Raw genomic sequence first — 23,494 nt, 5'->3', positions numbered from 1 at the left:
CATTGGGCGTGTCATGTCACTCAGAAACGCCATAGATTATTGATAATGCGCGAACCTACTCTGGCGGAAAAGGTCGCTGACGAATTGACCCACCGTATAATTATCGGCCAGCTGAAGGCTGGCGAGCGTCTGCGGCAGGAGGAGTTCGCGCATGAGTTCAGCACCAGTCATGTGCCGATCCGCGAAGCCTTCCTGCGTCTGGAGATACGGCGGCTGGCTATCAGTGAACCGCGTCGCGGCGTGAGGGTGGCCCCTCTGGAAAGCCATGATGCGCTGGAGATTGTGCGTATGCGCGGCGCTCTGGAAGTTATGGCTTTGCGAATCCAAAAGGGGCGGCCCAATACACGCCAGTTGGCCAAGGTTCGCGAAGCACTGAAAGCGGGCGACGAAGCGGCTGATCTGATCGCATGGGAAGCCGCCAATCGCGCCTTTCATACAGCCTTGGCCGAGTTGTCATTGATGCCGCGTCTGGTCTCGACAGTGGCGGATCTGAACATCGCCTTCTCGCGTCAGGTGTTTGCCAAGATGCGCTCGGATGACTGGAAGCCGCGTTCGAACCACGATCACCAGCGCATCTATGATGCCCTTTGCGGGGGCGACATCGACGCCGCTGTAAACCTGTTGGAAAACCACATCTGGGCCGGTGAACGATACCCGTCGCAAATGCAGGTCGCGAGAGGCTGACTCAATCTTGTCCATTCATGGCAAGCTATAAATCCCCACCCGCTTAAAGATAGATGCTGCATCTTGATGGCTACAAGTCATTGATAGAGCAGGCGTTTTACGAGGCCTTTTCTTTCAGGCGGCACGGCTTCCACTTTGCTGCTCATATGGGTCATGTCTGCTTATGCCAACCAGCAATATACTGTTAGATGTCGACAGCGGTGACATGGAAGTCTGCGGTTAATCGAACCGTTTTGCATAACACCCGTTTGGGACAAGGCCGCGTTGGTCAGGCTGTTCACAAACGAGGTGCATCCATGGCCCCCAGACCCAGTTGGCAAGGTCATCTGAATCTGTTGCGCACACGCAAGGCGGGATGAGCGGACTTGCAGAGCGATGCGACTGATACAGAAAACATACCTGCCGGACTTCGGTGGTGTTCGGATGAAATAGAGGGCATCCGCCGCAAGCGTGCAGGTCGAGGCTTCTTTTATGTAAAGCCTGACGGAACCCGCGTCACAGATGAAAAGGTGTTGGGACGAATACGCGCCCTGGCCATTCCACCGGCGTGGACACAGGTTTGGATTTGCCCGCACAACAACGGTCACATTCAAGCGACAGGTCGCGATGCGCGCGGGCGAAAGCAATATCGCTATCACCCTGATTGGACCAAAGCCCAGTCAGAGAACAAGTTTGCGCGTATGCCTGCTTTTGCTGCGGCTCTTCCCAAGCTCGAGGCGGCCATAGAGAAAGCTCTTGCTCGACGTAAATTCGATCAGGAAAAGGTCGTGGCTACGGCGATGCGTTTGTTGGAGTTGAGCTTGATCCGCGTGGGCAATGCCCGTTATTCGCGCGAAAACCGCAGCTTTGGGCTAACGACCCTGCGTAAACGTCATATCGAGGTCAGCGGCACCGAGTTGCGTCTAAAATTTCGCGGCAAAAGCGGGATTATCCATGATCTGAATGTGCAGGATCGTCGATTGGCCGCAGGTGTGCGGCGGCTGAGTGAATTACCCGGCCAAACCCTGTTCCAGTATGTCGATGACGAGGGACAATTTCACGCCGTTACATCCGGCGACATCAATGCCTTCATCCAAGAAAATATGGGCGAGGCGTTCTCGGCCAAGGATTTTCGCACATGGGCAGCGACTGTGTGTGTGGCGCGCGCCCTGTGCGACACCGATCCGCCTAGTTCGGCTGCGGATGCGAAGCGAAAGGCCAATACCTGCATCCGCGAGGCGGCATCCTTGCTGGGTAATACGCTGGCGGTCTGTCGCAGTGCCTATGTGCACCCGCGCGTTGTCGAATTGTTCGAGCGCGGTGAGATATCCGCTGCCTTACCGCGCACATCGGCCAAATCTTTCGAGTGCGCCTTGGCTAGGGCTTTAGCTGCCGAGAACTGACTAGAGGCACTGAAGGATTGAGACAGGTCTCCGGGAACATGGGTGTGCTTGCCGGATTGTTATAGGTTCACCCAAGCCGCTCATCTAGGGAGATATTATACCATGGAGAACCGGTCATCGATGCAGGATCCGCGTTATCAATATCCTCGGCCTCCATTTCCCGATCAGGAACAGGCCGCGCCGGGTTTGGCAAAGCGCATGACACCTTTGCCCGATCACGGCGAGACCAGCTATCGTGGTCATGGTCGATTGGCAGGGCGTCGTGCCCTGATCACCGGTGGCGATTCCGGCATAGGACGTGCCGTGGCCATAGGCTTTGCGAGGGAAGGGGCCGATGTCGCGATAGCCTATCTGCCATCAGAGGAAGCGGATGCGGCTGAAGTCATCAAGCTGATCGAAGCAGAGGGTGTAAAAGCTCTGGCATTGGCGGGTGATGTGCGAGACGAGACTTGGAATGAAACCATGGTCGCTCGAACCGTTGAAGCGTTCGGCGGGCTGGATATCCTCGTGGTCAATGCGGGCCGTCAACAATACCGCGACGATCTGTCGGAATTTTCCACCCGCGATTTTGACGCGACAATGAAGACCAACCTGTATGCCTTGCACTGGCTATGTCAGGCGGCGATGCCGGTCATGCCGGCGGGGGCTGCAATAATTACGACGGCGTCTATTCAGGCCTATGAACCCAGTGACATCCTGTTGGACTATGCGACTACCAAGGGCGGCATAGTGACCTATACAAAGGCGTTGGCAAAACAGGCTATCGAGCGTGGCATTCGCGTCAACGCGGTCGCTCCGGGGCCGTTCTGGACCGTGCTTCAGCCCAGCGGGGGCCAACCCGACGAAAAAGTCAGGAATTTCGGTGCCCATAGTGCCTTTGGCAGGCCCGGACAGCCTGTCGAGATTGCGCCCGTCTATGTCCTGCTGGCGTCGCAGGAAGCCAGTTTTGTCACCGGCGAAGTGTGGGGTGTGACCGGTGGCGCGGGTATTGGCTAGTTCGCGTTATGAGGCGCAACCAAGCCAAGCATAGGGGGCGCGCAACTTATCTGCGCGATCTAGGGCGGGCCTTCGGGGGTGCCCTATTGTTTTCGCTCCCGTTGTTGATGACGATGGAGATGTGGGAACTGGGAATGACACTGGAGCCGTGGCGCCAGTTACTTTTTCTGCTTGTCAGTCTGCCCGTGCTTTACGGTCTCGCCCATTATGCCGGTTTTACGGACAGACGTGGCCGGTGGGACAATGTTCTCGAAGTGGCCGTTGCCTTTTTCGTCGCGGCTGTGACGGCGGCAATATTGTTGGTTTTGACGGGCGCTTGGGAACTCGGAAATCCGCGAATAGCCATCGGACAGTTGACCCTGCAATTGGTTCCCGCAGCCATTGGAGCCTTGTTAGCGCGTAAACAGTTGGCGGCAGACGGCAGGCAGGAAAGCATTCGCAAAGGCGACTATCTGGGAGAACTGTTTCTGATGATGGCTGGCGCGCTTTTTCTGGCGCTAAACCTCGCCCCCACTGAAGAGATGCAGCTTGTAGCCTACCGGATTGGACCGGAAATGGCATTAGCGGTGATGGGGTTGTCGATGTTGCTGCTCCACATCTTTGTCTTCGAGGTTGGCTTTGCAGGCCAGGAAGAGCAGGAGACGCCATTGGGCGCTTTGCTGCATTTTACTGTACCGGGCTATGCCATTTGCCTGTTGTCAAGCATGGGTATCTTGGCGCTTCTGGGTATGAATGATGCGCATGGCGCGGGCGCAGTTATGGCCAATACGGTCGTGTTGGCATTTCCTGCGTCCTTAGGTGCAGCCGCAGCGAGGCTTTTGGTATGAGGCTGGGCTTGAAGCGCAGGCCAAGACGCCGCACTGAGCGAGTGCAGGGTGTAATCGCCATTCTGGGCGTGATGATTGTCTTCGCGTGCGCGGCAGTACTGGCATTAGAAAGCCTAAAAGGCCGCGATAGAGCCGAGCTATCGGCGCAGGTGGTGGATACGGTGTTGAGTGTGGGTGGTCGCCAACTTACCGTACAAGTTGAAAACCGAGGCGGACGCACAGCTTCCGAGGTCACTGTCACGGCTAAAACTTCTGAAGAAGCTGTTCAGGCTGTAATCGACTATGTCCCAGCGCGGGGAAACAGGCATGTTGTTATCCGTGTTCCGAGCGAGGGCGAGGTTACAATCGCAATCGACAGCTGGATTTATCCTTAAAGCGGTCGGTTGGACGGCGTTTGCCGCTTGAATGTGTTACCCACTACCTCGGCATCGGGACCGTCAGGACCCGCGCGTTTGCGAGACTCGGCTTGGGTCTTTTGAGCCTTCTTTTCAGATGAATCCGGCGTTGACTTGGTGACTGGCGAGGCACCGTTGCGTGTGCGACCTGGAGATTGTTTGGGCATTGGATTTCTCTTTAAATACAGGTTTAGGGGCGGCATGAACGTGACCTGCCGTACCCTAAAGGACGCCCTTGGAAGCCATTTCGTTCCAATAAATCGACGGCTCAACCGGAAGGGCGAGCGCACGCAATGACGTCCTCAGAGGTAAAGGTCGGCGTCAGGGTCCGTTTTTCCGCAGAAGGACGCCTTCACGATCTGGCTGGCAATAACCGAATAGGTGATGCCGTTTCCGCCCAGTCCAGCTACGGCCCAGACATTGTCCATCGATCTTGCCGGAGCAATGAAGGGCAGCCCCGTCGTGCTGTTTCCGAACGCCCCGGCCCATTTGTATTCTGTCTGGAACTCAATCTCGGGAATTAGAGATTTCAGCTTGTTCTGGAGGGTTTTGGCTTTGGTCTGAAGCAAGGATTTTTGGGTGTGTGCAAGTGGATCGTCCGCGTCCTCGCCCCCCAAAACGATCCTCCCGTCCGGCGTAGCGCGGAAATAGAGGTAGGGATCTGACGCTTCCCAAACCATCGTGTCTTTCATCCAAGCCGGCATGGTTGCTGATTTATCCGAGGCAATCGCCCAGGTGGACAGGATATCGGCCTTGGGGATCGAAACCATTTCGGGCAGTTCGTATCCTGTGCAAAAGACGACCTTTTTGGCCCTCACAACATGGCCATTGTCCATTTTTAAACTGACGCCTGAAGGATCGGCCAGAACATCGACCACCTCGACAGGGGAATACAGCGTGATGCCGTTTGCGAGGGCACGCCGCATAAGTCCGGCGGCAAGTTGCCCTGGATTAGCGGATGCTGATTTCAGGCTGAATATTGCGCCGGTCCGTTTGATGCCGAACTGTTCAGCGAGTTCTTGCGCATTGAGAAAGGTGCTTGGCAGGTCAAGCCTGGCTCTTTCTTCGGCCTCTTTAGCCAAGGCACGGGCCCCATATTGATCGCCTGCCAAATAAAGTGTCGAGCGCTCTTCAAAGGCGCAACGAATGTTTTCGGCTTTTATCAAGTGCGACAAGTCTGAAAGTGCCTGAAAGCAGCGGCGATAAGCGCGTGAGGCGTTGGCATGCCCAATCTTCTTGGCAAGATGCACAAGCGGGAGGTCAATTTCCCATTGCAACAGGGCGGTCGAGGCAAGGGTTGAACCCGAAAGGGGGCGTCGGCGATCCAACACCGTGATCGACGGAGGGTATCCCCATTCCCGTTTGAAGGCCTCGCTGGATGCCGAGAGGGCATGGGCCATGAAGGCTCCGGTGATGCCTGCGCCGACTATTGCGATATCAGTCACTACGCTGCCTTCAAGAGGTGCGTAATCTAACCCTAAACCGGATGATGCCTCCCATAGGGTATGGCCGGTTCTTAGATCTGTTTCTTCAGTTGCTGATGTCATCGAAAGCTAAAGGCTCGACACGCATCGGGTGTTCCCTAGAGACGAGAATGCAGCCGTTCCTCACGCTTAGTTGACCTGATGGCGGGAACAATAAAGATTACGTTACGTTAAGTATTTCACTGTGGGGGCCATTAAGGAGTCACTGAAATGGCCGATTGGAAAAATAAAGTTGAAGGCAATTGGAACGAGTTTTCGGGAAAGGTGAAGCAACAGTGGGGTAAGCTCACTGATGATGATCTGACCCAAATCAAGGGCAACCGCCAAGAACTCGAAGGCCGCATTCAACAGCATTATGGTACGGATCAGGCCACGGCGCAAAAGCAGGTGGATGACTGGTTCAAGACCCAAGCTTAAAATAAAGGAAAGGCCCGCTTAGGCGGGCCTTTCGTTTAAAGCGTGTCCATGATGGGCAGTCGAACAGTGAAGCAACTGCCCTTGCCCGCGCCTTCGCTGGCAACCTCAATGGTGCCGTCGTGCATTTCGACAAGTTTTTTGACGAGCGCCAAGCCAATGCCCAAGCCCTCGCGGGCGCGATCATCCGGTCCGTTCTCTTGTGCAAAAAGGTCGAAAATCCGCTCTCGGATTGTCTCTGGAATGCCAACACCATTGTCTTGAACAGAGATACAAACATGATCGCCGTCGATTTTGGAGGATAGAGCGACTTTGCCGTGAGCGGGCGTGTACTTTGCGGCGTTGGTCAACAGATTGCTGGCGATCTGGGACAGGCGGGTAAAATCGCCAGCCAACCAGACCGGACCATCGGGGATATCAACGGTCAAGGTGTGTTTGCCCGCTTCGATCTTTGGCGTAGCGATGAAGACGGCAGAGTTTACCACGCTCTCCAGGCTGACCCGTTCTTGTTTGATCGAAATCTTGCCTTGATCAATGCGCGCCACATCCAGAAGGTCTTCGACCAATCGCGCCAGATGTTGGGACTGAACCTGCATAAGCTTCATGATCGAGCTTTGGCGTTCACTGTCCTCAGTTCGTGAGAGCAGACGAAACCCTGAATTGAGGGCCATGATTGGATTGCGTAGTTCGTGGCCTAAAATTGCCAAGAACTCGTTCTTTCGCTGGTCGGCGACTTTCAAAGTCTGCGAATAGGTTTTCAGTTCTTCGTACTGGGACAAAACCTTTCGCTTGCTTCGATAAAGCTCGATGAAAACGCGGGCCTTGCTACGCAGGATATCGGCCTCGATGGGCTTTTGGATAAAATCTACAGCTCCGGCTTCATACCCCCTGAAGCGTCGCTGGATGTCCGCGCTTCCGGCGGTGAGGAAAATGAGGGGGATGTCCCGCGCGTTGGAGCTACCGCGCATGAACTCGGCTAGCTGGAAGCCGTCCATGTTTGGCATTTGCACATCCAGAAGCGCCAGTGCGAAGTCGTGGACCAGCAGCAGCTCAAGAGCCTCGTCTCCCGAACGTGCCTTGAGACAGGTCACGCCCTCATTGGCCAGCAGTGCCTCCAGAGCGATGAGGTTCTCTTCAAGGTCATCGACCAGAAGGATGTTAATCGGCTGATCTGCGGTGCTCATAATGCTTCAATCGCTTTTAACTGGTCGGCAATGCCCCGCAGGCTTTCCACCCGGGCCTTGGGGCAAAACTTGAGGCCTGCCTCGGGCATGGCACGGGCATAGGCGGTGGCAGGGTCTTCAATGATGACGTGGCCGCCAGCGGCCGCGATGGCCTTCAAACCACGCGCCCCATCATCATTGGCACCTGTCATCAGGATGGCCAGCAGGCCCTCGCCATAGGTATCTGCGGCACTTTCAAAAAGGATGTCGATGGATGGGCGCGAGAAGTTCACAGCCTCGTCCGACGACAGGGCAAGGTCGCCATTGGCCTCGACCAGCAGATGGTAGTCGGAAGGGGCGAAATAGACGACGCCGGGCGCTGCGGTTTCCTTGTCCTCTGCCTCTTTGACAACAAGCTTGCACTGGCTGGCGAACAGCGGGGCCAACACATTGCTACGGTCGGCTGGAATATGGATGACAGCCAGCACAGGCACGGGGAAGTCCGACGGAAGTTGGGGCAGGACTTGCAGCAAGGCTTGAACACCGCCTGCCGAAGTGCCGATGACAACGGCTTCAATACCCTTCATCAGTCATGCCTCCGGTAAATTTTCTCTGGCAGGACAAAATCGCTGAAGGCGTCCGCATGTCGCGAAAAACGCAGGGTTTCCTTGGACCCGATGCCGAGGAAACCGTTCCGGCTCAGCGAGTCTTTAAACAAACCCACAGCGCGGTCCTGAAGTGCACGATCGAAATAGATCATGACGTTTCGGCACGAGATGAGCTGCATCTCACCGAACACTGCGTCGGACACCAGGCTATGATCAGAAAAGACAACATTGGCGCGAAGACTGCTGTCGAAAACGGCGCGCCCATAGTCGGCTGTGTAATAGTCTGACAGGGACGAACGGCCGCCAGATTTTTGGTGGTTTTCAGTGAATTTGCGGATACGATCCAAGGGATAGATGCCCGCTTTTGCCGCAGCCAGCGCATGAGGATTGATGTCGGTCGCGTAGATGATGGTGCGATCCAGCAGGCCTTCTTCCTTGAAGAGGATGGCCATGGAATAGACTTCTTCACCTGTGCTGCATCCGGCGATCCAGACCTTGAGGGACGGATAGGTCTTGAGGTGTGGCAGGACCTGTTCACGCAGGGCGCGGAAATAGGATGGGTCGCGGAACATTTCGCTGACCTGCACCGTCAGGAAGCCCAGCATCTGACCCATCATGTCGGGATCATGCAGGATGCGTTCCTGAAGGGCAGTGATGGTAGAGACACCGAAATGAAGACGTGCCTGTAAAAGCCGTCGCTTGATCGAGGCGCGGGCATAGTGCCGGAAATCATAGTGATAGCGCAGGAAGACCGCCTCCAGCAGAAGCTGGATTTCGATGTCCTCTATCGACGGCTGTAGGGCAGGGCTCAACGCGGCATCCACACGCGAATAAGCGAGAGCAGTTTGTCCACATCCAGCGGCTTGGCCATGTAGTCATTGGCACCCGCGGCCATGCATCGCTCTTGATCGTCAGGCATGGCCTTGGCTGTCAGCATGAGCACCGGCAGGGATTTGAAGCGGTCATCCTTGCGGATTTCCTGCGTGGCCGTCAGGCCGTCCATCACCGGCATCATTACGTCCATCAGGACAAGATCGATGTGCTTGGAAGGATCGTCTGCTGCATTATTGAGTACGTCCAATGCCTCCTTGCCGTTGCGGGCAATCTCGATCTTGGCTCCACGAGGTTCGAGGACATTGGTTAGGGAATAAACGTTTCGCACGTCGTCTTCGACGATCAGGATGCGGCGATCTTCAAGCACGGCATCGCGGTGACGGGCCTGACGGATCATCTTCTGCTGTTCGGGCGGCAGTTCCGATACGACCTGGTGCAGGAAGAGCGAAACCTCGTCTAGCAGGCGTTCGGGCGACTTGGCCCCCTTGATGATGATCGAGCTGGAATAACGGCGCAGCTGTTGTTCGTAATCGGGTGACAGGTCCTGTCCGGTGTAAACAATCACCGGCGGGAAGGCATAAGTCCCCTCGCGGCTCAACGTTTCCAACAGCGAGAAGCCGGACGCATCAGGCAGTGTCAGATCCAGCACCATACAGTCGAAGGTCTGGCTCTTAAGCTTTTCCAGACATTCGGCAGCCGTGCCGACGCCCACAGTTTCCACATCGCCCGATGCCAATAGGCGACCGACAGCATCGCGCTGTACCAGATCATCCTCGACAATCAGGACGCGGCGGACCGAGCGGGTCAGCTTCTCTTCCAGTGTCTTCAGCACATTGACCAGATCTTCGCGCTTCACCGGCTTGACCAGATAGCCGATGGCACCCAGCGACAGAGCAGTCTGGCTGTGGTCTTCGCCAGAGACGACGTGGATCGGGATGTGACGGGTATCGTCATCGCGTTTTAGCACATCAAGTACGGTCAGACCGGACTGGTCCGGCAGGCCAACGTCCAGCACCACAGCACTGGGCTGATAGCGTTTGGCCAGACGCACAGCTTCGTCAGCGGTGCCAGCGACCAGAACCTGGAAGCCCAGTTCGCGCGAAAGATCCCGCACGATGGCGGCAAAACGTGCATCGTCCTCAACCACCAGCAGCACGCGGCGCGTGGATGTCAGGTGTTCGCGGTCATCATCAATGGAGCGCGAAGCCGGACGAACCGGCTCTTGCGACAGGTCGAGGCTTGAAGGGGCTGGCGCCGGAGTGGGTGATTTGGCAGGGGCGAGCGGGGCCTCGCGCGGCGCGACCTGCTCGGCATCATACAAACGCGGAATGATGAGGGTGAAGGTGCTGCCCTTGCCCGGCGTGCTTTCCAGTGTGATCCGGCCCCCAAGCAGGCGCGCCAATTCACGCGAAATCGACAGTCCAAGGCCCGTGCCACCGTATTTGCGACTTATGGTGCCATCAGCCTGACGGAAGGCATCAAATACGGCCGCCTGTTGTTCGGGGGAAATGCCGATACCCGTGTCGGAGACTGCGAAGGCAACTTCATCGGTGCCGACACTTTCGACCGTTAGCTTCACCTCGCCCGCCTCGGTGAATTTGAAGGCGTTCGACAACAGGTTCTTGATGATCTGTTCGAGACGTTGGCGATCTGTTTCCAGTTCGCTGCCTGCCGAGGCGGTATCGATCTGGAAGCTCAGGCCGCGCTCGTTTGCGACGGGCTGGAACAACTGTCTCATATCGCCGCTGAGTCGCTGGATCGATACGGCTTCGGGGCGGGCCTGGATGTGTCCGGCCTCGATCTTGGACAGGTCCAGAATGTCGTTGATCAGGTTTAGCAGATCATTGCCCGACGACTGGATGGTGTTGGCAAAATTGACCTGTTGTTCCGTCAGATTTTCTTCGGCGTTTTCCGCCAAAAGCTTGGACAGGATCAGCAGCGAATTCAGTGGCGTACGCAACTCGTGCGACATATTGGCGAGGAAGTCGGACTTGTACTGGCTGGCCTGTTCCAGTTCGCGAGCCTTGAGGGTCAACTCGGCACTGTTGCGTTCCAGATTGTCGCGCTGTGTTTCCAGCATCTGGGCCTGTTCTTCGAGCTGGCTGTTGGTCTGCTCCAGTTCGGCCTGCTGCTGTTCGAGGCGAACCTGAGATTCTTTTAGAGCGCGGCCTTGCTCTTCAAGTTCTTCGTTGGAGACACGCAGTTCTTCGCTCTGGACTTGTAGCTCCTCGGCCTGACGCTGGGTTTCTTCCAGCATGTCCTGCAGGCGAACACGGTAACGGGCCGAGCGCAGGGCGGCACCGATGGCCGATGAGGATTCATCCAGTAGCGCGCGCACACGTTCATCGATGTTCTGAAGGAAGCCCAGTTCCAGCACCACATTGACCGAACCATCGGCCTTGCCCGGCGCGATAATGAGGTGGCGGGGATTATCCCGGCCCAGCGCTGAACCGATGGTCAGATAGCCTTCGGGCACGTCATTGATAATCAAGGGGGTACCGTCGCTTGCCACCTGGCCCAACAGGCCTTCGCGATGGCTGAACTGTAGCGGCACAGCGGCATTGGCGGGAACGCCGGTCATGGCCAGACGGCGGAATATGTTGTCCTCGCCCTTGAAGAGGGCACCGGCATGGGCACCGGTGTATTTGGCCAGATAGGACAGAATATTGTTGGACAACTGCTCCATTGTCTGGTCACCCAGCATGGCCGTGGCCAGCCCCACCTGACCCTGATGCAGCCATTCCTGACGAGCGCGTTCACGAACACTGCGACGGATCAGCAGGAAGACGACCACCGTTAGAAACGCACCGAACAGACCCGAGAAGACGCCGCTGATGATGGCAGTACGCGCGGCGGATTCCATCTGCTTGATCCGGTCTTGGCGGACCTGCTGTTCTTCCTGCTGCATCTCGCTGACGATAGCTCGGATCGCATCCATTTCGCCCTTGCCGCGGTTGGAGTTCAACAGCTCGGCGGCTCCTGAAACGCCTCGCTCTCGCCGGGCTTCCAGCGCGTTCTTAAGCTCTGACATGCGGATCGAAACATGGGAGCGGGCCTGATTGAGATGGGCCGTTTGAGTGGGGTTGTCCTTGGTGAGGTCTGCGAGTTCGGAAAGCCGTTCCTCGATCCTCTGGGACGCGCGCTCATAAGGCATAAGATATGAGGGATTGCCGGTCAGCAGATAGCCGCGCTGGCCTGTTTCGGCATCCAACATGGTCGTCATCAGGCCATCAATGCCGACGATGACCCTGTGAGTGTGCATGATCTGCTGATTGTTGGTCCTTAGGACCTGAATGTTCATATAGGCGATGAGGCTGGTGGCACAAAAAAACGCCAAAACAATCGCTAGTCCGACGGCTGCCCACGCTTCGGTGCGTGAGGAGGAGGACGGACGGATTTTTTCGAACATTAGTAATAGCTCCCCCCAGAGCGAGTACGGCGCGGGCGCAGTAAGACGTTACGAATAAAGTTCTTGGAATCTCGCTTTATGCGTAAACAGTTCGTGTCACCCACTCAAGCTGAACCGCAACGCTTCGAAACGGGATCAGTTCCGGCAAATATTTGAACATAAAGACATCATCGATGTCGGGCGCGCGTTTGACATCGACAGAATAGAAGAGGGCAAGCGCTTGGTTTCGCGCTTGCCCTCTTTCGTGGCCTTCTTAAAGTCGGACGTCGGCAGATCCACCGCTATCAGGGGTATGTCCGGTGATGTTTGCCTTAACAATTTCAAACGCGAATTTCAGGAAACCGCCTTGGTTTACCCATATGCGCCCCTCGGCACCGTCAAAGCGCAGCAAAGCCAAATGAGGGTCATCTTTTCCATCTGGATACCAGGCCGATAAAACGGGATTCCAGTACCGGTCAATAATCGCTTGATCACGGGGAGCGGCAGACAGTCGGCCCATGACACACGCCCAAACGTTTTGGTCTTTCGAGCCATATGTGAACTGTGCGGATTGGCCGACGGCGACGTCTCTTGCCAAGTCAGTGTCGTTGCGGGTGAAAAACCATATCGTGCCTATGTCTTCATCGCGGAATGCGGTCATGGGTTGAGCATGATAACCGGGACGATCAAGTCCGAGCATGCCTGTATTGCTGGTTTTTAAAGCCTTCCAGAAGGCTTCCTGCGCTTCCCTAGAGGTCAGAGTATCAGTCATTAAAGATCTCCATAAAAAAACCCGCCCACGAACAATTCAACGATAGAAAAAGTTGTAGGTTCCGATAGAAATTAGAGCCTTTACTTTAGATGATGTAATTTACGCGTTGGATGACATTTAGCATTCTGAGCAAATCTGTGATTGTTTTTGACGGCAAAGCTTATCGCCCGTGTGAACCTGAAAAATGTATTTATGGAACACAGGCTCTTGGCCGGGGTTTGGGATGTGGGCGTTGCTGAAGGGCTATCGACACTGGCCCTGATTGTTGCGCAACGCTCGCCCCCTGAATGCGGAGATGAGCCATGCCTAAGCGCGACACTTCCCCCAGTAACACCAATGCTCTGGACGCATTTGCTCCGGGGTCGGGTCATACGCCTTTTGAAGAACGCGAAGGTCAGGCCGGAGAAACCCAGCAAGTCGTTGCAGGTAAGGCCGATCATCAAGATGGCCAAACCCATCTAACCGATAATTTCGGCCACCGAATTTCAGACAATCAAAACAGCTTGAGAGCGGGCGAGCGCGGTCCGACGCTGCTCGAAGATTTTGTTCTGCGCGAGAAAATCTTCCACTTTGATCACGAACGCATTCCCGAGCGTATCGTGCATGCCCGTGGGTCGGGTGCACACGGCGTTTTTGAAGTGACACAGGCTATACCGCATCTGACAAAAGCGGCGCTGTTTCAAAAAGTCGGAAACGAATGCCCTGTTTTTGTTCGCTTTTCTACAGTTGCAGGCGGGGCAGGATCGGTCGACACGCCGAGGGATGTGAGAGGCTTTGCTGTCAAGCTTTATACCGAGCAGGGCAATTGGGACCTTGTGGGTAACAACATTCCTGTATTCTTCATTCAGGACGCCATGAAGTTCCCCGACCTTGTCCACTCCGTAAAAATGGAGGCGGATCGGGGTTATCCGCAGGCCGCATCGGCACACGATACATTCTGGGATTTTATCAGCCTGATGCCCGAAACCTTGCACACGGTCATGTGGGCCATGTCGGATCGCGGCATACCGCGCTCCCTAAGGATGATCGAAGGTTTCGGGGTGCATACTTTCCGCATGGTGAATGCGAAGGGCGAGGGCAGGTTCGTTAAATTCCATTGGAAGCCGGTGCTGGGTATTCAGAGCACAACATGGGATGAAGCCGTGAAACTGGCGGGGGCCGATCCCGATTTTCATCGTCGTGACCTGTTCGAAGCCATCGAGAATGGCGACTATCCGCAATGGGACCTTGGTATTCAAGTTTTCGACGAGGACTGGGCAGCCAAGCAAGCCTATGATGTTCTCGATGCGACCAAACTGATCCCTGAGGAAGATATACCTGTCGAGGTCATTGGCCGTATGACCCTGAACCGCAATGTCGATAACTTTTTTGCGGAAACCGAACAGGCGGCGTTCCTTCCGTCCAACATCATTCCGGGTATCGATTTTACCAATGATCCGCTGCTGCAAGGACGGTTGTTCTCGTATCTGGATACGCAAAAGTCACGTCTAGGGACGAGCAACTTCCATCAGATACCCATTAATGCCCCCAAATGCCCGTTCCACAACTTCCAGCGCGACGGGATGATGCAGACGCAGGTGCCGGTTGGCCGCGCCAATTACGAGCCTAATTCACTGGGAGAGGCGGGCGAGACGACAGGCCCGCGTGCCTGTCCGGAAACCGGATTTACGTCGTTTACACCCAATGACGAACGTAACGACGGTTCGGAAAAGCTGCGGATCCGCGCCGAGGCCTTTGCAGATCACTATAGCCAGCCGCGCCTATTCTATCGTTCTCAGACCGAAAACGAGCAGGCGCATATTTGCGCGGCCATTGTCTTCGAGTTGTCCAAGGTGACGTTGGAACATGTGCGCATTCGCGTACTGTCGCGTTTGCGTAATATCGACGAGAGCCTAGCCGAACGCGTGGCCAATGGTCTGGCGATGAAATTACCGCCCAAGGCCAAGGTGGCCAAGGAACCGGTGGACATGAAAGTCTCTGATGCCCTGTCGATTCAGAAACAGGCCCGCAAAACATTCGAGGGTCGTAAGGTCGGCATTCTGTTCGCTGAAGGATCGGACAAGGCCGGTATCGACAAGCTGAAAGGCGAGATTGAGAAGGCGGGCGGCACCGTGTTTCTGGTGGCTCCGGAAATCGGTACCCTTAAGCTTAAGGGTGGAGAACTGTCTGCCGATGGGCAACTGGCGGGGTCACCCTCTGTGACGTTTGATGCCATCGCTTCGATTATTATGCCCGATGCGGCGGATAAACTGCTGAAAGATGCGGGCGCGATCCAGTGGTTTGCCGATGCCTATGCCCACTGCAAAACGATAGGTCACTGCAAGGGAACGCAGGTGTTTTTGGACAAGGCGAATGTCGAAAAGGATGAAGGGGTGGTTCCTTGGGAGGACATGGTCAAGGTTGGTCCCATTCGCCACTGGAAACGTGAGTCCAAGGTTCGCAATCTGCCATAAGGCGGAACCCAGAATGTAGATAGCGGGCGCATTCGGAGGCACAGAATGCGCCCGACTGGGGCGGTAATGCCTGATCCTCACAGCGCATTTTAACGGTAATGGATGCAAGGAGATCGTCCCGCATTAATCGTCGTGGGTTTCAAGCCGGTATGTAAGCACCATATCATCGGCAGACAGGGCGCTTGAGAGTGCCTCTAGCTGGGACCGGTTTCGTAGTTGCAATCGCCAGTTTCTGGTTTCGGACGCACCATCTGCCGATAAAGCATATCTTATGGTCTGCACCCTGTAGCTGTTGTGAGCCACAATGTTGCGGATACGGTTGTGGCCATGATCATTTCCACGCTTCCAGCGCACCTGCAGATCGGCGTTTAACCGAGCGGGAACGCGATCGCTGATCAGTTTCAGGGCAATCAGGATAATCGCTGTGATTAGGGTTCCGGTTGTCGCCAAGCCGAATAAGCCAGCGCCGTATAAAAGACCTATCGCAGCGGTCATCCATAGCGATGCTGCGGTCGTTAAGCCATGAACCGAAAAGCCCTGTCTGAAGATCACGCCCGCGCACAGAAAACCTATGCCTGTAAGGACGCCATGGGCCATCCGCGTAGGGTCTGTCATGATGTTGCTGCGTGGAAGGTCGTCAAACGCCCAGTGTGTTTGATGAAGAGCGGCGAGCATCAAAAGGCAGGAAGATAAACTTACCAGAATATGGGTTCTGAATCCGGCAGGACGACCACGCCATTCTCGTTCCAAGCCGATCAAGCCGCCCGCAATTAATGACCCTATAAGGGGGGCTGTAATCTCGTCCCAAGGCAGCATAATCGAACTCCATATTTGACCAGTGGAGTTTTAACGTTGGACGAATGAACTTTATCCATCGGCTGCTTAAAAGTTGTTCTTGTTCACTGGAGCAAACGATGTCGCTTGATCGTGTGGTCACGATCTGGAGAAAGTTGTTCGAACTTCAAACGCGCAATTTTTCGTCCAGTTAAAAATACATCGGGCTGAGAAGAGAATAAGTCTGAAAATGCCTCATCGCGTACGTTTAAGCCTCCCGTATAGGATCCGAAGGCCGGTAAGATCAGTCGTTGACCATCAGTGATAAAACAGCGCCGTCTTATAGTAACACCTGATCCGCGTAACTTAGCGCAGGGGTGTAGATGGCCTGCAATTTCTCCGAAAACCTGCACCGCTTTTGGTTCGTGGCATAGTTTGAGGCGACCCAGATTTAAAGTCTCTATGCTTTGACCGCCAAAGGCGGCTCCACCATCCGGATCGTGATTTCCACTAATCCATACAAGCTCTAAGGATCGAGCAAGTTGTCGGATCGCATCGGCATCATCACGAGCCACGCGGTTAACCGCATCCATGTCGTGCAGGCTGTCGCCTAGAAGAACAAGCCTTTGTGGATTTAACGCACGAATCTCTGTGGCAAGCCGTTCCAATGTGTCGCGTGTGTCATAGGGAGGTAGCAACTGCCCCCCCACTGCGTAGGCGGAACCCTTTTCCAGATGCAGGTCCGACACAACCAGCGTTGAAAACTGGGGTAGCCACAATGTACCGGCAGCGCGCAGGTGAACCGGTTCTTCAGCCACGTTGATAAGCATGCTCATGTCATGGCTTCATCAATCAGTGCGGCTTCTTCGAGCAACATATCCATTGCCGATGTTCCGGGTGAACGTTCCTTTCCAATCGCCATGAGCAATGGAGCCGCGAACGGGGAAACCTTTGCAAGTTTAGATATCACTAGATGCCCCGACACGCGTTTTAGCGTTTCTCCTAAACGACCAACATCCATGAGACCGCGCGCAGCGTCCTCTCGTGCGCATTCTAATAAAAGATGGTCAGGTTGGTGACGTCTCAATACGTCGTAGATGAGATCGGATGAGAACGTGACCTGACGGGTGTTTTTCTCGTGGCCCGGCATGCGTCTTTCAATCAGTCCCGCGATCAGCGCGCATTCTTTGAACGCGCGCTTCATCATATAACTTTCCTGAAGCCAGTTTTCGAGATCGTCCCCGAGCATGTCCTCTTGGAACAGTTTTGCGAAATCTAGTTCGCTCATCGATCGCATTGCCCATATGCAGACTGCATAATCGTTTGCGAGATATCCGATAGGGCCTACGCCCTCGCGATCCAGTCTACGCGTTAACAACATGGCCAGCGTGGTGTGCGCGAGATTGCCAGCAAAGGGGTAGCAGACCATGAAATGGCGTTTGCCCCGTTGAAAGGTTTCAATGAGCAAACCTTCAGGACCGGGCACGGTTGAATGATTATCTTGAGCCTCCAGCCATTCCTGAACATCGAGGGGCAGGCTTGCCCATGAAGTTCGATCGCTGATTAGGCCTCGCACGCGAGACGCAAGGTGCGAGGAGATGGGTATTCTTGAGCCACCCCAGCTTGGAACCCTTGGTTCCTTGTCTCGACTGGACGTAACGACCGCATTGGTTCCGGTTACCCCTTCAAATCGCCATACTTCTCCGGCGAAAAGAAAACTGTCTCCGACAGATAACTGTTCAAAATAGGTCTCTTCGGCCTCGCCTATTTTACGGCCAAGACCCAATCCGCGCCGGCCTTGTAATCGAATGCTCAATGTTTGCGCGGAGACAATGGCACCAACATTCATTCTATGACGGCGAACTATGTCCGGATTCCATGGACGCCACAGACCATCCAGACCCCGGATCAGCCGCGTATACCGCTCATAGTTCTTTAGAACGTATCCACCGGTAGAAACGAAATCGACGACCTTTTCCCAATCCTCCCAAGAGAGTGTTTTGTAGGGTGCGGCGGTACGGACTTCTTCATACATCGCTTGCAAGTCAAAAGGCTCTGCACAGCCACAGCCGACAATATGCTGTGCCAGCACATCCTTGGCACCGTTTCGGATGGGCTCGCCATCATGGGCACCTTCCATTACGGCCTCTACGGCCGCGCGACATTCCAGCATCTCGAAGCGGCTGGCTGGTACCAGGATTGCACGCGACGGCTCGTCCAGCCGGTGGTTCGCTCTGCCAATGCGTTGAACAAGACGGGACGATCCTTTGGGAGCGGCCAACTGTATAACCAGATCGACCGAGCCCCAGTCGATCCCGAGGTCCAGTGTAGATGTGCAGACTACGGCCTTAAGCAGCCCCTGCGTCATCATGGCCTCAACCTTGCGACGCTGTTCTGCAGACAAGCTGCCGTGATGTAGGGCAATCGGCAGGTTTTCCTCGTTCAGTCGCCATAGCTCCTGAAATGCAAACTCGGCCTGCCAGCGCGTATTTACGAAGACGAGCGCTGTGTTCGCCGTTTTGATCGCATCATAGACTTCCTGCATCGCGTGCTTGGCTGTGTGACCTGCCCAAGGCACGCGATTTTCGCTCAGCAAGACGTCCAGTTCAGGCGGTGCGCCCGACTGGCCAAAGACAATGTCGGTGCCCTTGTCGGACAGCCAGCCCCGGATGGATGCCGGGTCATTCACCGTGGCCGACAGGCCGACACTGCGCATACTGGGCGAAAAGGCCCGCAGTCGCGCTAGCCCCAGCGACAACAGATCTCCGCGTTTGGAGCCATGGATGGCGTGTATCTCGTCGATCACCACACAGCGCAGGTCCTTGAAATACGCCCGCGCGCCCTCCCATGCACAGAACAGAGCCAACTGTTCGGGCGTGGTCAGAAGGATATCGGGTGGGGCGATCCTCTGACGCGAACGGCGGGACTGTCCGGTGTCTCCGGTGCGGCTCTCGATGACGATGTTTAGCCCCATCTCGCGCACCGGCGTCAGCAGGTTACGCTCGACATCCACCGCCAGCGCCTTCAGCGGCGAGATGTAGAGGGTGTGGACCGAGGGCTGTTCATCAGCATTTTTGCGCCGCTGTGACAGCTCGATCAGGCTGGGCAAAAACCCCGCCAGCGTCTTGCCCCCGCCTGTCGGGGCCACCAGCAGGGCATCCTTGCCCGCCAGTCCCTTTTTCACCATTGCCAATTGATGCGGACGCACCGACCACCCCCGACTGGCGAACCAGTCGCGAAATTTCTGTGGCAGGAGGATGTCGGCGCTAGATGTCACATCATTGGATATGGGAAGAGCAGAAGACGGTTTCATCTCCCTTCAATCGCCGTCAGTATTTGTTCGAGAGCAGAGAGTTTATCTGCCTGGTTAGACGGTTTATCCCACCGGATGCGATTGATCCTAGGGAAGCGCATGGCGACGCCGGACTTGTGGCGGGTGGAGCGTTGCAGGCCCTCGAAGGCGACCTCCAGCACAAGGCCGAACTCCGGCGTGGCGGTGACGGCGCGGACGGGGCCGAAGCGGTCGGTGGTGTTGTTGCGCACGAATTTGTCGAGCTGTTTCAACTCTTCATCTGTAAAGCCGAAATAGGCCTTGCCCACGGGGGTCAGCACGCGCTGGCCAGTGTCATCGGTGGTCCAGACGCCAAAGGTGAAATCCGAATAGAAGCTGGAGCGTTTGCCGTGCCCGCGCTGGGCGTACATCAGCACGGCATCGATCAGCATTGGGTCGCGCTTCCACTTGAACCACGGCCCCTTGGGGCGTCCCGCTTCATAGATGCTGTCGTGGCGCTTCAGCATGAAGCCTTCGGCGAGACGCGCGTCACCTTCGGGCGGATTGGCGCGCAGTTCGGCCAGTTCCTCCCAGCCCTCGATTTGCACTAACGGAGACAGGTCGAGACGCGGTGATTGTATGGCGGCAACGAAGGCTTCCAAACGTGCCCGTCGCTCGGAAAAGGGCAGGGGGCGGGTGTCTTCATCCCCCTCGGCCAACAGGTCGTAGGCGCGGATACCGGCGGGATAGGCGGCCATGCGCTTGGCATCCACCGTCTTGCGGTTCAGCCTTTGTTGCAGGTCAGAGAAGCTGCCCATCTGGCTGTCGCGTAGCACAATCAGTTCGCCGTCGATCACGCCGTGAAAATCCATCGCCTCGACCACGTCGGGGAAGGCGTGGCTGATGTCCTCGCCGGTGCGCGAATAGAGACGGCGGATATCACCCTCGGCGACGGCCTGAATGCGAATGCCATCCCATTTCCATTCGGCCACGAAGTCGGCGGGGTTCAGGCGCGGCATTTCTGTTGTTTCGTCAATCGGATGGGCCAACATGACGGGGCGGAAGCGACCATGTGCTTCGAACTGTGGCCTTTCGGCCTTGCCGTCCAGCCAGGCCAGCATGTCCACATAGGGCGGCTCCTGTCCGTGCCAGACCTCCTGAATATCGGCCACATCAACGCCGCCGTAATCGGCAGCCGCCTGCCACGCCAGTCGTGCCGATACGCCCACACGAAGCGCGCCCGTCACCAGCTTCAACAAGGCCCAGCGGCCATCGGCATCCAGCGCATCCAGCCAGTTCTCGATCAGGCCATAGACCTCGCCGCGCTTGGCATGGGTCAGAGCCTCGATAACCTCCGAGACTTCCGGCTCGCGGTTGGCTCCGTGGCGTGTAGGCCAGATCAGCGCCACTGTCTCGGCAAGGTCGCCGACATAGTCATAGGACATCCGGAACAGTTCGGCATCGACCCGCTCTTCCACCACCCTGCGGATGGTGTTGGCCTTGGCTTCTTTAAAGGTCAAACCGCCCGTCAGCGCCGCCAGCGCCCAACCACGATCAGGATCGGGAACGCTTGCCATATGGTCACGGATCAGCCGCAGCTTGGCATGGCGCGACGCCGTCAGCGACAGCCGATCCAGCAGTTCGGCAAAGGCCTTCATTCGATGGCCTCTTCAATAGGCTCATCATCTTCTTCCTCATAGCCGACCAGATGCAGCGCCCGCGCCGTCATGCCGTTGAGTTGCGCCCAGCGCGACAGGGCATCATCGCGCCCGTGCGTGATCCAGACTTCTGTGGGGTTCAACTCTGTCAGAGTGTCGGTCAGTTCGTCCCAATCTGCGTGGTCCGATAATATGATCGGCAGTTCCACGCCTCTTTGCCTCGCACGTGCCCGCACGCTCATCCAGCCTGATGCAAAGGCACTTACAGGATCAGGAAAGCGGCGGCTCCAGCGGTCGGCTATGGCCGATGGGGGGGCAATAATCACCTTGCCCGCAAAGTCGGCTTTTACGCCCGACACCGTCTGCCACGATCCGAGATCGACACCGAAGCTTTCATAAAGCCGGTTCAGCTTTTCCAGCGCGCCGTGGACATAGATCGTCTCGTCATAGCCTGCCTCGCGAAGCAGCATTATCACCCGCTGCGCCTTACCCAGCGCATATGCCCCGACCAGATGCGCCCGCTCGGGAAACTGTTGCAGCGAGTGGATCAGCTTGCCTATTTCATGGCTATCGGGCGGGTGGCGAAATACAGGTAGTCCAAAGGTCGCCTCGGTAATGAACACATCGCTGGGCACAGGCTCAAAGCCTGTGCAGGTCGGGTCGCGTCGGCGTTTATAATCGCCCGATGCGGTAATGGTGATGCCATTTGAGCGGGTGGCGACCTGCGCCGAACCCAGAACATGCCCTGCGGGATGTAGCGAGACTTCCACCCCGTTCACGTTCACACGCTCGCCGTACTCAAGGCTCTGGACGGTTTGCGCGAAATCCGAACCATAGCGAACAGCCATGATTGCCAGTGTCTCGGGCGTGGCCATCACATGACCATGGCCCCAACGTGCGTGATCGGCATGACCGTGGGTAATAATCGCCCTGTCTACAGGTCTAGGAGGGTCGATATAGAAATCGCCTTGAGGGCACCAAAGCCCATTTTCGGTAGGACGCAGTATCCGTGAAAAATGGGAATAATCTGATCCGGTTGAAGCCTGGGTCATAGGCTCATAACGCACCCAAGGTCTTTGCGGTTCAGAACGAATTTCAGTCTTGCGGCATGCAGCGGATTTACCCGTTACATGCGGAAGATGATGTAGGTGCGCATTGTATCAGCGAGATACTGAGGCGGCGCCGAAACTGCTAAAACCTCCTTTGTGGCATGGATGGCTGCAGTCATCTCAGAGACAACTATGTCGGGACGGTTAACTGTGCTCGGTTGGGTTGAGGGGGCTTGGCTGGTGGGTAAAGCCCTTGACGCTACTCATGGTTCTGGCGTCACGACTGATTTCGACTTCGCTTTCGACATAGGCAATCAGCAGACGCGATAAATCCACTAGGGCGCTTTCGTGGATACGTTCATAGCCATGGCTGGCATCAATGCCAAAGGCGAGCAGGGCAGTGCGGATGTCGGCACCGGATTCCAACGCCGAGGCTGAATCTGATCGATAGAACCGGAATACATCTTTTTGATGCGGGATTGCATTGTCGCGGGCTAATTGGGTCAGCTTGCGCGACAGGTGCCAGTCAAATGGACCGGTCTGATCGGCCATGGCGATGGTGACACCGAACTCTGACGAGTTCTGGCCGGGGGCGGTGGTGCCATTATCGACGGTAATCATCGAGGCCACATCCGGAACAAGAACCGACGAAGCCCCAAGGCCGACCTCTTCGGCAATAGTGAAGAGCCACCATGTGTCGACAGTGGGCGTGCGTCCCTCACGGATCAGACATTCGAGGGTGGCCAAAAGGATGGCGACCCCGGCTTTATCGTCCAGATGGCGCGAGACAATAAAGCCGGTATCGATGAATTCGGGCTGTGGATCGATAGCGATGATGTCGCCGACATCTATGCCCAGTTTCACGGTGCCGTAACGATCGTGTGTTACGGCATCGATGCGCAACTCGACTTCCTGCCAACTCACAGGCTGGCTATCGACCTCGGTATTATAGGTGTGGCCCGAGGCCTTCAGGGGCAAAATGGTGCCGCGCCATGCACCGCCCTCGGAAAAGACTGTACAGCGCGCCCCTTCGGCAAAGCGCGATGACCAATGGCCGATGGAAACAACTTCCAGCCGCCCGTTGTCTTTGATCTGTTTAACCTGTGCGCCCAGTGTGTCGATATGGGCGACGATGGCGCGGGCCGGTGTGACCTCACGGCCTGGCAAGCGCACCCTTACGGCACCGCGTCGGGTCATTTCATATTTCAACCCCAGACGAGTCAGTTCGCTACACAGCATCCAGACGGCTTCGTCGGTAAAACCGGTCGGGCTGGGGGTGTTCAGAAAATCGGCAAGGCGGGCTTTAAGGTAGATAAGGTCAATAACGGGATCAGGCACAAGA

19 protein-coding genes are annotated in these 23,494 nt (G+C 56.2%); 7 read left to right on the top strand and 12 right to left on the bottom strand.

The features are described from left to right. Positions 1–45: 45 nt before the first annotated feature. From WEU32_RS10475 to WEU32_RS10455, 5 genes are all read left to right on the top strand, one after another. Complete coding sequence (locus tag WEU32_RS10475; RefSeq protein WP_406851850.1) at positions 46–684, top strand: GntR family transcriptional regulator; 639 nt, start codon at positions 46–48, stop codon at positions 682–684. Positions 685–1,364: 680 nt separating this feature from the next. Beyond that, positions 1,365–2,066, top strand: coding sequence for a DNA topoisomerase IB (locus WEU32_RS10470; RefSeq protein WP_406853435.1), 702 nt, complete (start codon positions 1,365–1,367; stop codon positions 2,064–2,066). 102 nt (positions 2,067–2,168) lie between these two features. After that, positions 2,169–3,062 (top strand): SDR family oxidoreductase, encoded by an 894-nt coding sequence (locus WEU32_RS10465; RefSeq protein WP_312136453.1) that lies wholly within the window; start codon positions 2,169–2,171, stop codon positions 3,060–3,062. A gap of 8 nt (positions 3,063–3,070) precedes the next feature. Next, entirely contained in the window at positions 3,071–3,889 is an 819-nt protein-coding gene (locus tag WEU32_RS10460) for a TIGR02587 family membrane protein (protein ID WP_406851849.1), read from the top strand. 8 nt (positions 3,890–3,897) lie between these two features. Further along, the gene (locus WEU32_RS10455) at positions 3,898–4,263 is read left to right on the top strand and encodes a hypothetical protein (protein WP_406851848.1); all 366 of its coding nucleotides are present in this window, start codon (positions 3,898–3,900) and stop codon (positions 4,261–4,263) included. Between the two features lie 323 nt (positions 4,264–4,586). On the opposite strand, the gene WEU32_RS10450 is transcribed toward WEU32_RS10455, so the two are convergent. Next, positions 4,587–5,729, bottom strand: coding sequence for an NAD(P)/FAD-dependent oxidoreductase (locus WEU32_RS10450; RefSeq protein WP_406851847.1), 1,143 nt, complete (start codon positions 5,727–5,729; stop codon positions 4,587–4,589). Positions 5,730–5,978: 249 nt separating this feature from the next. Between WEU32_RS10450 and WEU32_RS10445 the strand changes: the two genes are divergently transcribed. Next, the gene (locus tag WEU32_RS10445; protein WP_312136461.1) at positions 5,979–6,185 is read left to right on the top strand and encodes a CsbD family protein; all 207 of its coding nucleotides are present in this window, start codon (positions 5,979–5,981) and stop codon (positions 6,183–6,185) included. A gap of 35 nt (positions 6,186–6,220) precedes the next feature. Here WEU32_RS10445 and WEU32_RS10440 read toward each other — a convergent pair whose 3' ends face one another. The 5 genes from WEU32_RS10440 to WEU32_RS10420 form a co-directional block, all read right to left on the bottom strand. Continuing rightward, entirely contained in the window at positions 6,221–7,366 is a 1,146-nt protein-coding gene (locus WEU32_RS10440) for a hybrid sensor histidine kinase/response regulator (RefSeq protein WP_312136465.1), read from the bottom strand. Then, on the bottom strand, positions 7,363–7,932 hold the full coding sequence (locus WEU32_RS10435; RefSeq protein ID WP_312136466.1) for a chemotaxis protein CheB: 570 nt from the start codon (positions 7,930–7,932) through the stop codon (positions 7,363–7,365). Before WEU32_RS10435 ends, WEU32_RS10440 begins: the two co-directional genes overlap by 4 nt. After that, on the bottom strand, positions 7,932–8,765 hold the full coding sequence (locus WEU32_RS10430) for a protein-glutamate O-methyltransferase CheR (protein ID WP_312136468.1): 834 nt from the start codon (positions 8,763–8,765) through the stop codon (positions 7,932–7,934). Before WEU32_RS10430 ends, WEU32_RS10435 begins: the two co-directional genes overlap by 1 nt. Continuing rightward, positions 8,762–12,196, bottom strand: a complete 3,435-nt coding sequence (locus tag WEU32_RS10425) for a response regulator (RefSeq protein ID WP_406851846.1) — start codon at positions 12,194–12,196, stop codon at positions 8,762–8,764. The genes WEU32_RS10430 and WEU32_RS10425 overlap by 4 nt, the downstream gene beginning before the upstream one ends. A gap of 253 nt (positions 12,197–12,449) precedes the next feature. After that, positions 12,450–12,947 carry a pyridoxamine 5'-phosphate oxidase family protein gene (locus WEU32_RS10420; RefSeq protein WP_312812472.1) on the bottom strand — a complete coding sequence of 166 codons (498 nt, stop codon included), beginning with the start codon at positions 12,945–12,947 and terminating at the stop codon, positions 12,450–12,452. A gap of 302 nt (positions 12,948–13,249) precedes the next feature. Between WEU32_RS10420 and WEU32_RS10415 the strand changes: the two genes are divergently transcribed. Next, positions 13,250–15,400, top strand: a complete 2,151-nt coding sequence (locus WEU32_RS10415; RefSeq protein ID WP_406851845.1) for a catalase — start codon at positions 13,250–13,252, stop codon at positions 15,398–15,400. Positions 15,401–15,523: 123 nt separating this feature from the next. Here the strand turns inward: WEU32_RS10415 and WEU32_RS10410 are convergent, their stop codons facing one another. The 6 genes from WEU32_RS10410 to WEU32_RS10385 form a co-directional block, all read right to left on the bottom strand. Continuing rightward, positions 15,524–16,216 (bottom strand): MgtC/SapB family protein, encoded by a 693-nt coding sequence (locus WEU32_RS10410; RefSeq protein WP_406851844.1) that lies wholly within the window; start codon positions 16,214–16,216, stop codon positions 15,524–15,526. Between the two features lie 83 nt (positions 16,217–16,299). Then, a complete protein-coding gene (gene pdeM, locus WEU32_RS10405; protein ID WP_406851843.1) occupies positions 16,300–17,010 on the bottom strand; it encodes a ligase-associated DNA damage response endonuclease PdeM in 711 nt (236 codons plus the stop codon). Next, entirely contained in the window at positions 17,007–19,487 is a 2,481-nt protein-coding gene (locus WEU32_RS10400; protein ID WP_406851842.1) for a ligase-associated DNA damage response DEXH box helicase, read from the bottom strand. Before WEU32_RS10400 ends, pdeM begins: the two co-directional genes overlap by 4 nt. After that, a complete protein-coding gene (locus WEU32_RS10395; protein WP_406851841.1) occupies positions 19,484–21,103 on the bottom strand; it encodes a cisplatin damage response ATP-dependent DNA ligase in 1,620 nt (539 codons plus the stop codon). Before WEU32_RS10395 ends, WEU32_RS10400 begins: the two co-directional genes overlap by 4 nt. Further along, positions 21,100–22,155, bottom strand: coding sequence for a ligase-associated DNA damage response exonuclease (locus tag WEU32_RS10390; RefSeq protein WP_406851840.1), 1,056 nt, complete (start codon positions 22,153–22,155; stop codon positions 21,100–21,102). Before WEU32_RS10390 ends, WEU32_RS10395 begins: the two co-directional genes overlap by 4 nt. 201 nt (positions 22,156–22,356) lie before the next feature. Next, complete coding sequence (locus WEU32_RS10385) at positions 22,357–23,490, bottom strand: osmoprotectant NAGGN system M42 family peptidase (RefSeq protein ID WP_406851839.1); 1,134 nt, start codon at positions 23,488–23,490, stop codon at positions 22,357–22,359. Between the last annotated feature and the right edge of the window lie 4 nt (positions 23,491–23,494).

This window comes from Brevundimonas sp. BH3, from assembly GCF_045345115.1.
GTDB lineage: Bacteria > Pseudomonadota > Alphaproteobacteria > Caulobacterales > Caulobacteraceae > Brevundimonas.
Note: the sequence above shows the minus strand (reverse complement) of the source record. Positions and strands in the feature narration are given on the sequence as shown.

Coding starts and splice junctions, on each gene's coding strand:
- WEU32_RS10475 (WP_406851850.1), top strand. CDS start 46: ATGCGCGAACCTACTCTGGCGGAAAAGGTCGCTGACGAATTGACCCAC.
- WEU32_RS10470 (WP_406853435.1), top strand. CDS start 1,365: ATGCCTGCTTTTGCTGCGGCTCTTCCCAAGCTCGAGGCGGCCATAGAG.
- WEU32_RS10465 (WP_312136453.1), top strand. CDS start 2,169: ATGGAGAACCGGTCATCGATGCAGGATCCGCGTTATCAATATCCTCGG.
- WEU32_RS10460 (WP_406851849.1), top strand. CDS start 3,071: ATGAGGCGCAACCAAGCCAAGCATAGGGGGCGCGCAACTTATCTGCGC.
- WEU32_RS10445 (WP_312136461.1), top strand. CDS start 5,979: ATGGCCGATTGGAAAAATAAAGTTGAAGGCAATTGGAACGAGTTTTCG.
- WEU32_RS10440 (WP_312136465.1), bottom strand. CDS start 7,366: ATGAGCACCGCAGATCAGCCGATTAACATCCTTCTGGTCGATGACCTT.
- WEU32_RS10435 (WP_312136466.1), bottom strand. CDS start 7,932: ATGAAGGGTATTGAAGCCGTTGTCATCGGCACTTCGGCAGGCGGTGTT.
- WEU32_RS10425 (WP_406851846.1), bottom strand. CDS start 12,196: ATGTTCGAAAAAATCCGTCCGTCCTCCTCCTCACGCACCGAAGCGTGG.
- WEU32_RS10420 (WP_312812472.1), bottom strand. CDS start 12,947: ATGACTGATACTCTGACCTCTAGGGAAGCGCAGGAAGCCTTCTGGAAG.
- WEU32_RS10415 (WP_406851845.1), top strand. CDS start 13,250: ATGCCTAAGCGCGACACTTCCCCCAGTAACACCAATGCTCTGGACGCA.
- WEU32_RS10410 (WP_406851844.1), bottom strand. CDS start 16,216: ATGCTGCCTTGGGACGAGATTACAGCCCCCCTTATAGGGTCATTAATT.
- pdeM (WP_406851843.1), bottom strand. CDS start 17,010: ATGAGCATGCTTATCAACGTGGCTGAAGAACCGGTTCACCTGCGCGCT.
- WEU32_RS10400 (WP_406851842.1), bottom strand. CDS start 19,487: ATGAAACCGTCTTCTGCTCTTCCCATATCCAATGATGTGACATCTAGC.
- WEU32_RS10395 (WP_406851841.1), bottom strand. CDS start 21,103: ATGAAGGCCTTTGCCGAACTGCTGGATCGGCTGTCGCTGACGGCGTCG.
- WEU32_RS10390 (WP_406851840.1), bottom strand. CDS start 22,155: ATGACCCAGGCTTCAACCGGATCAGATTATTCCCATTTTTCACGGATA.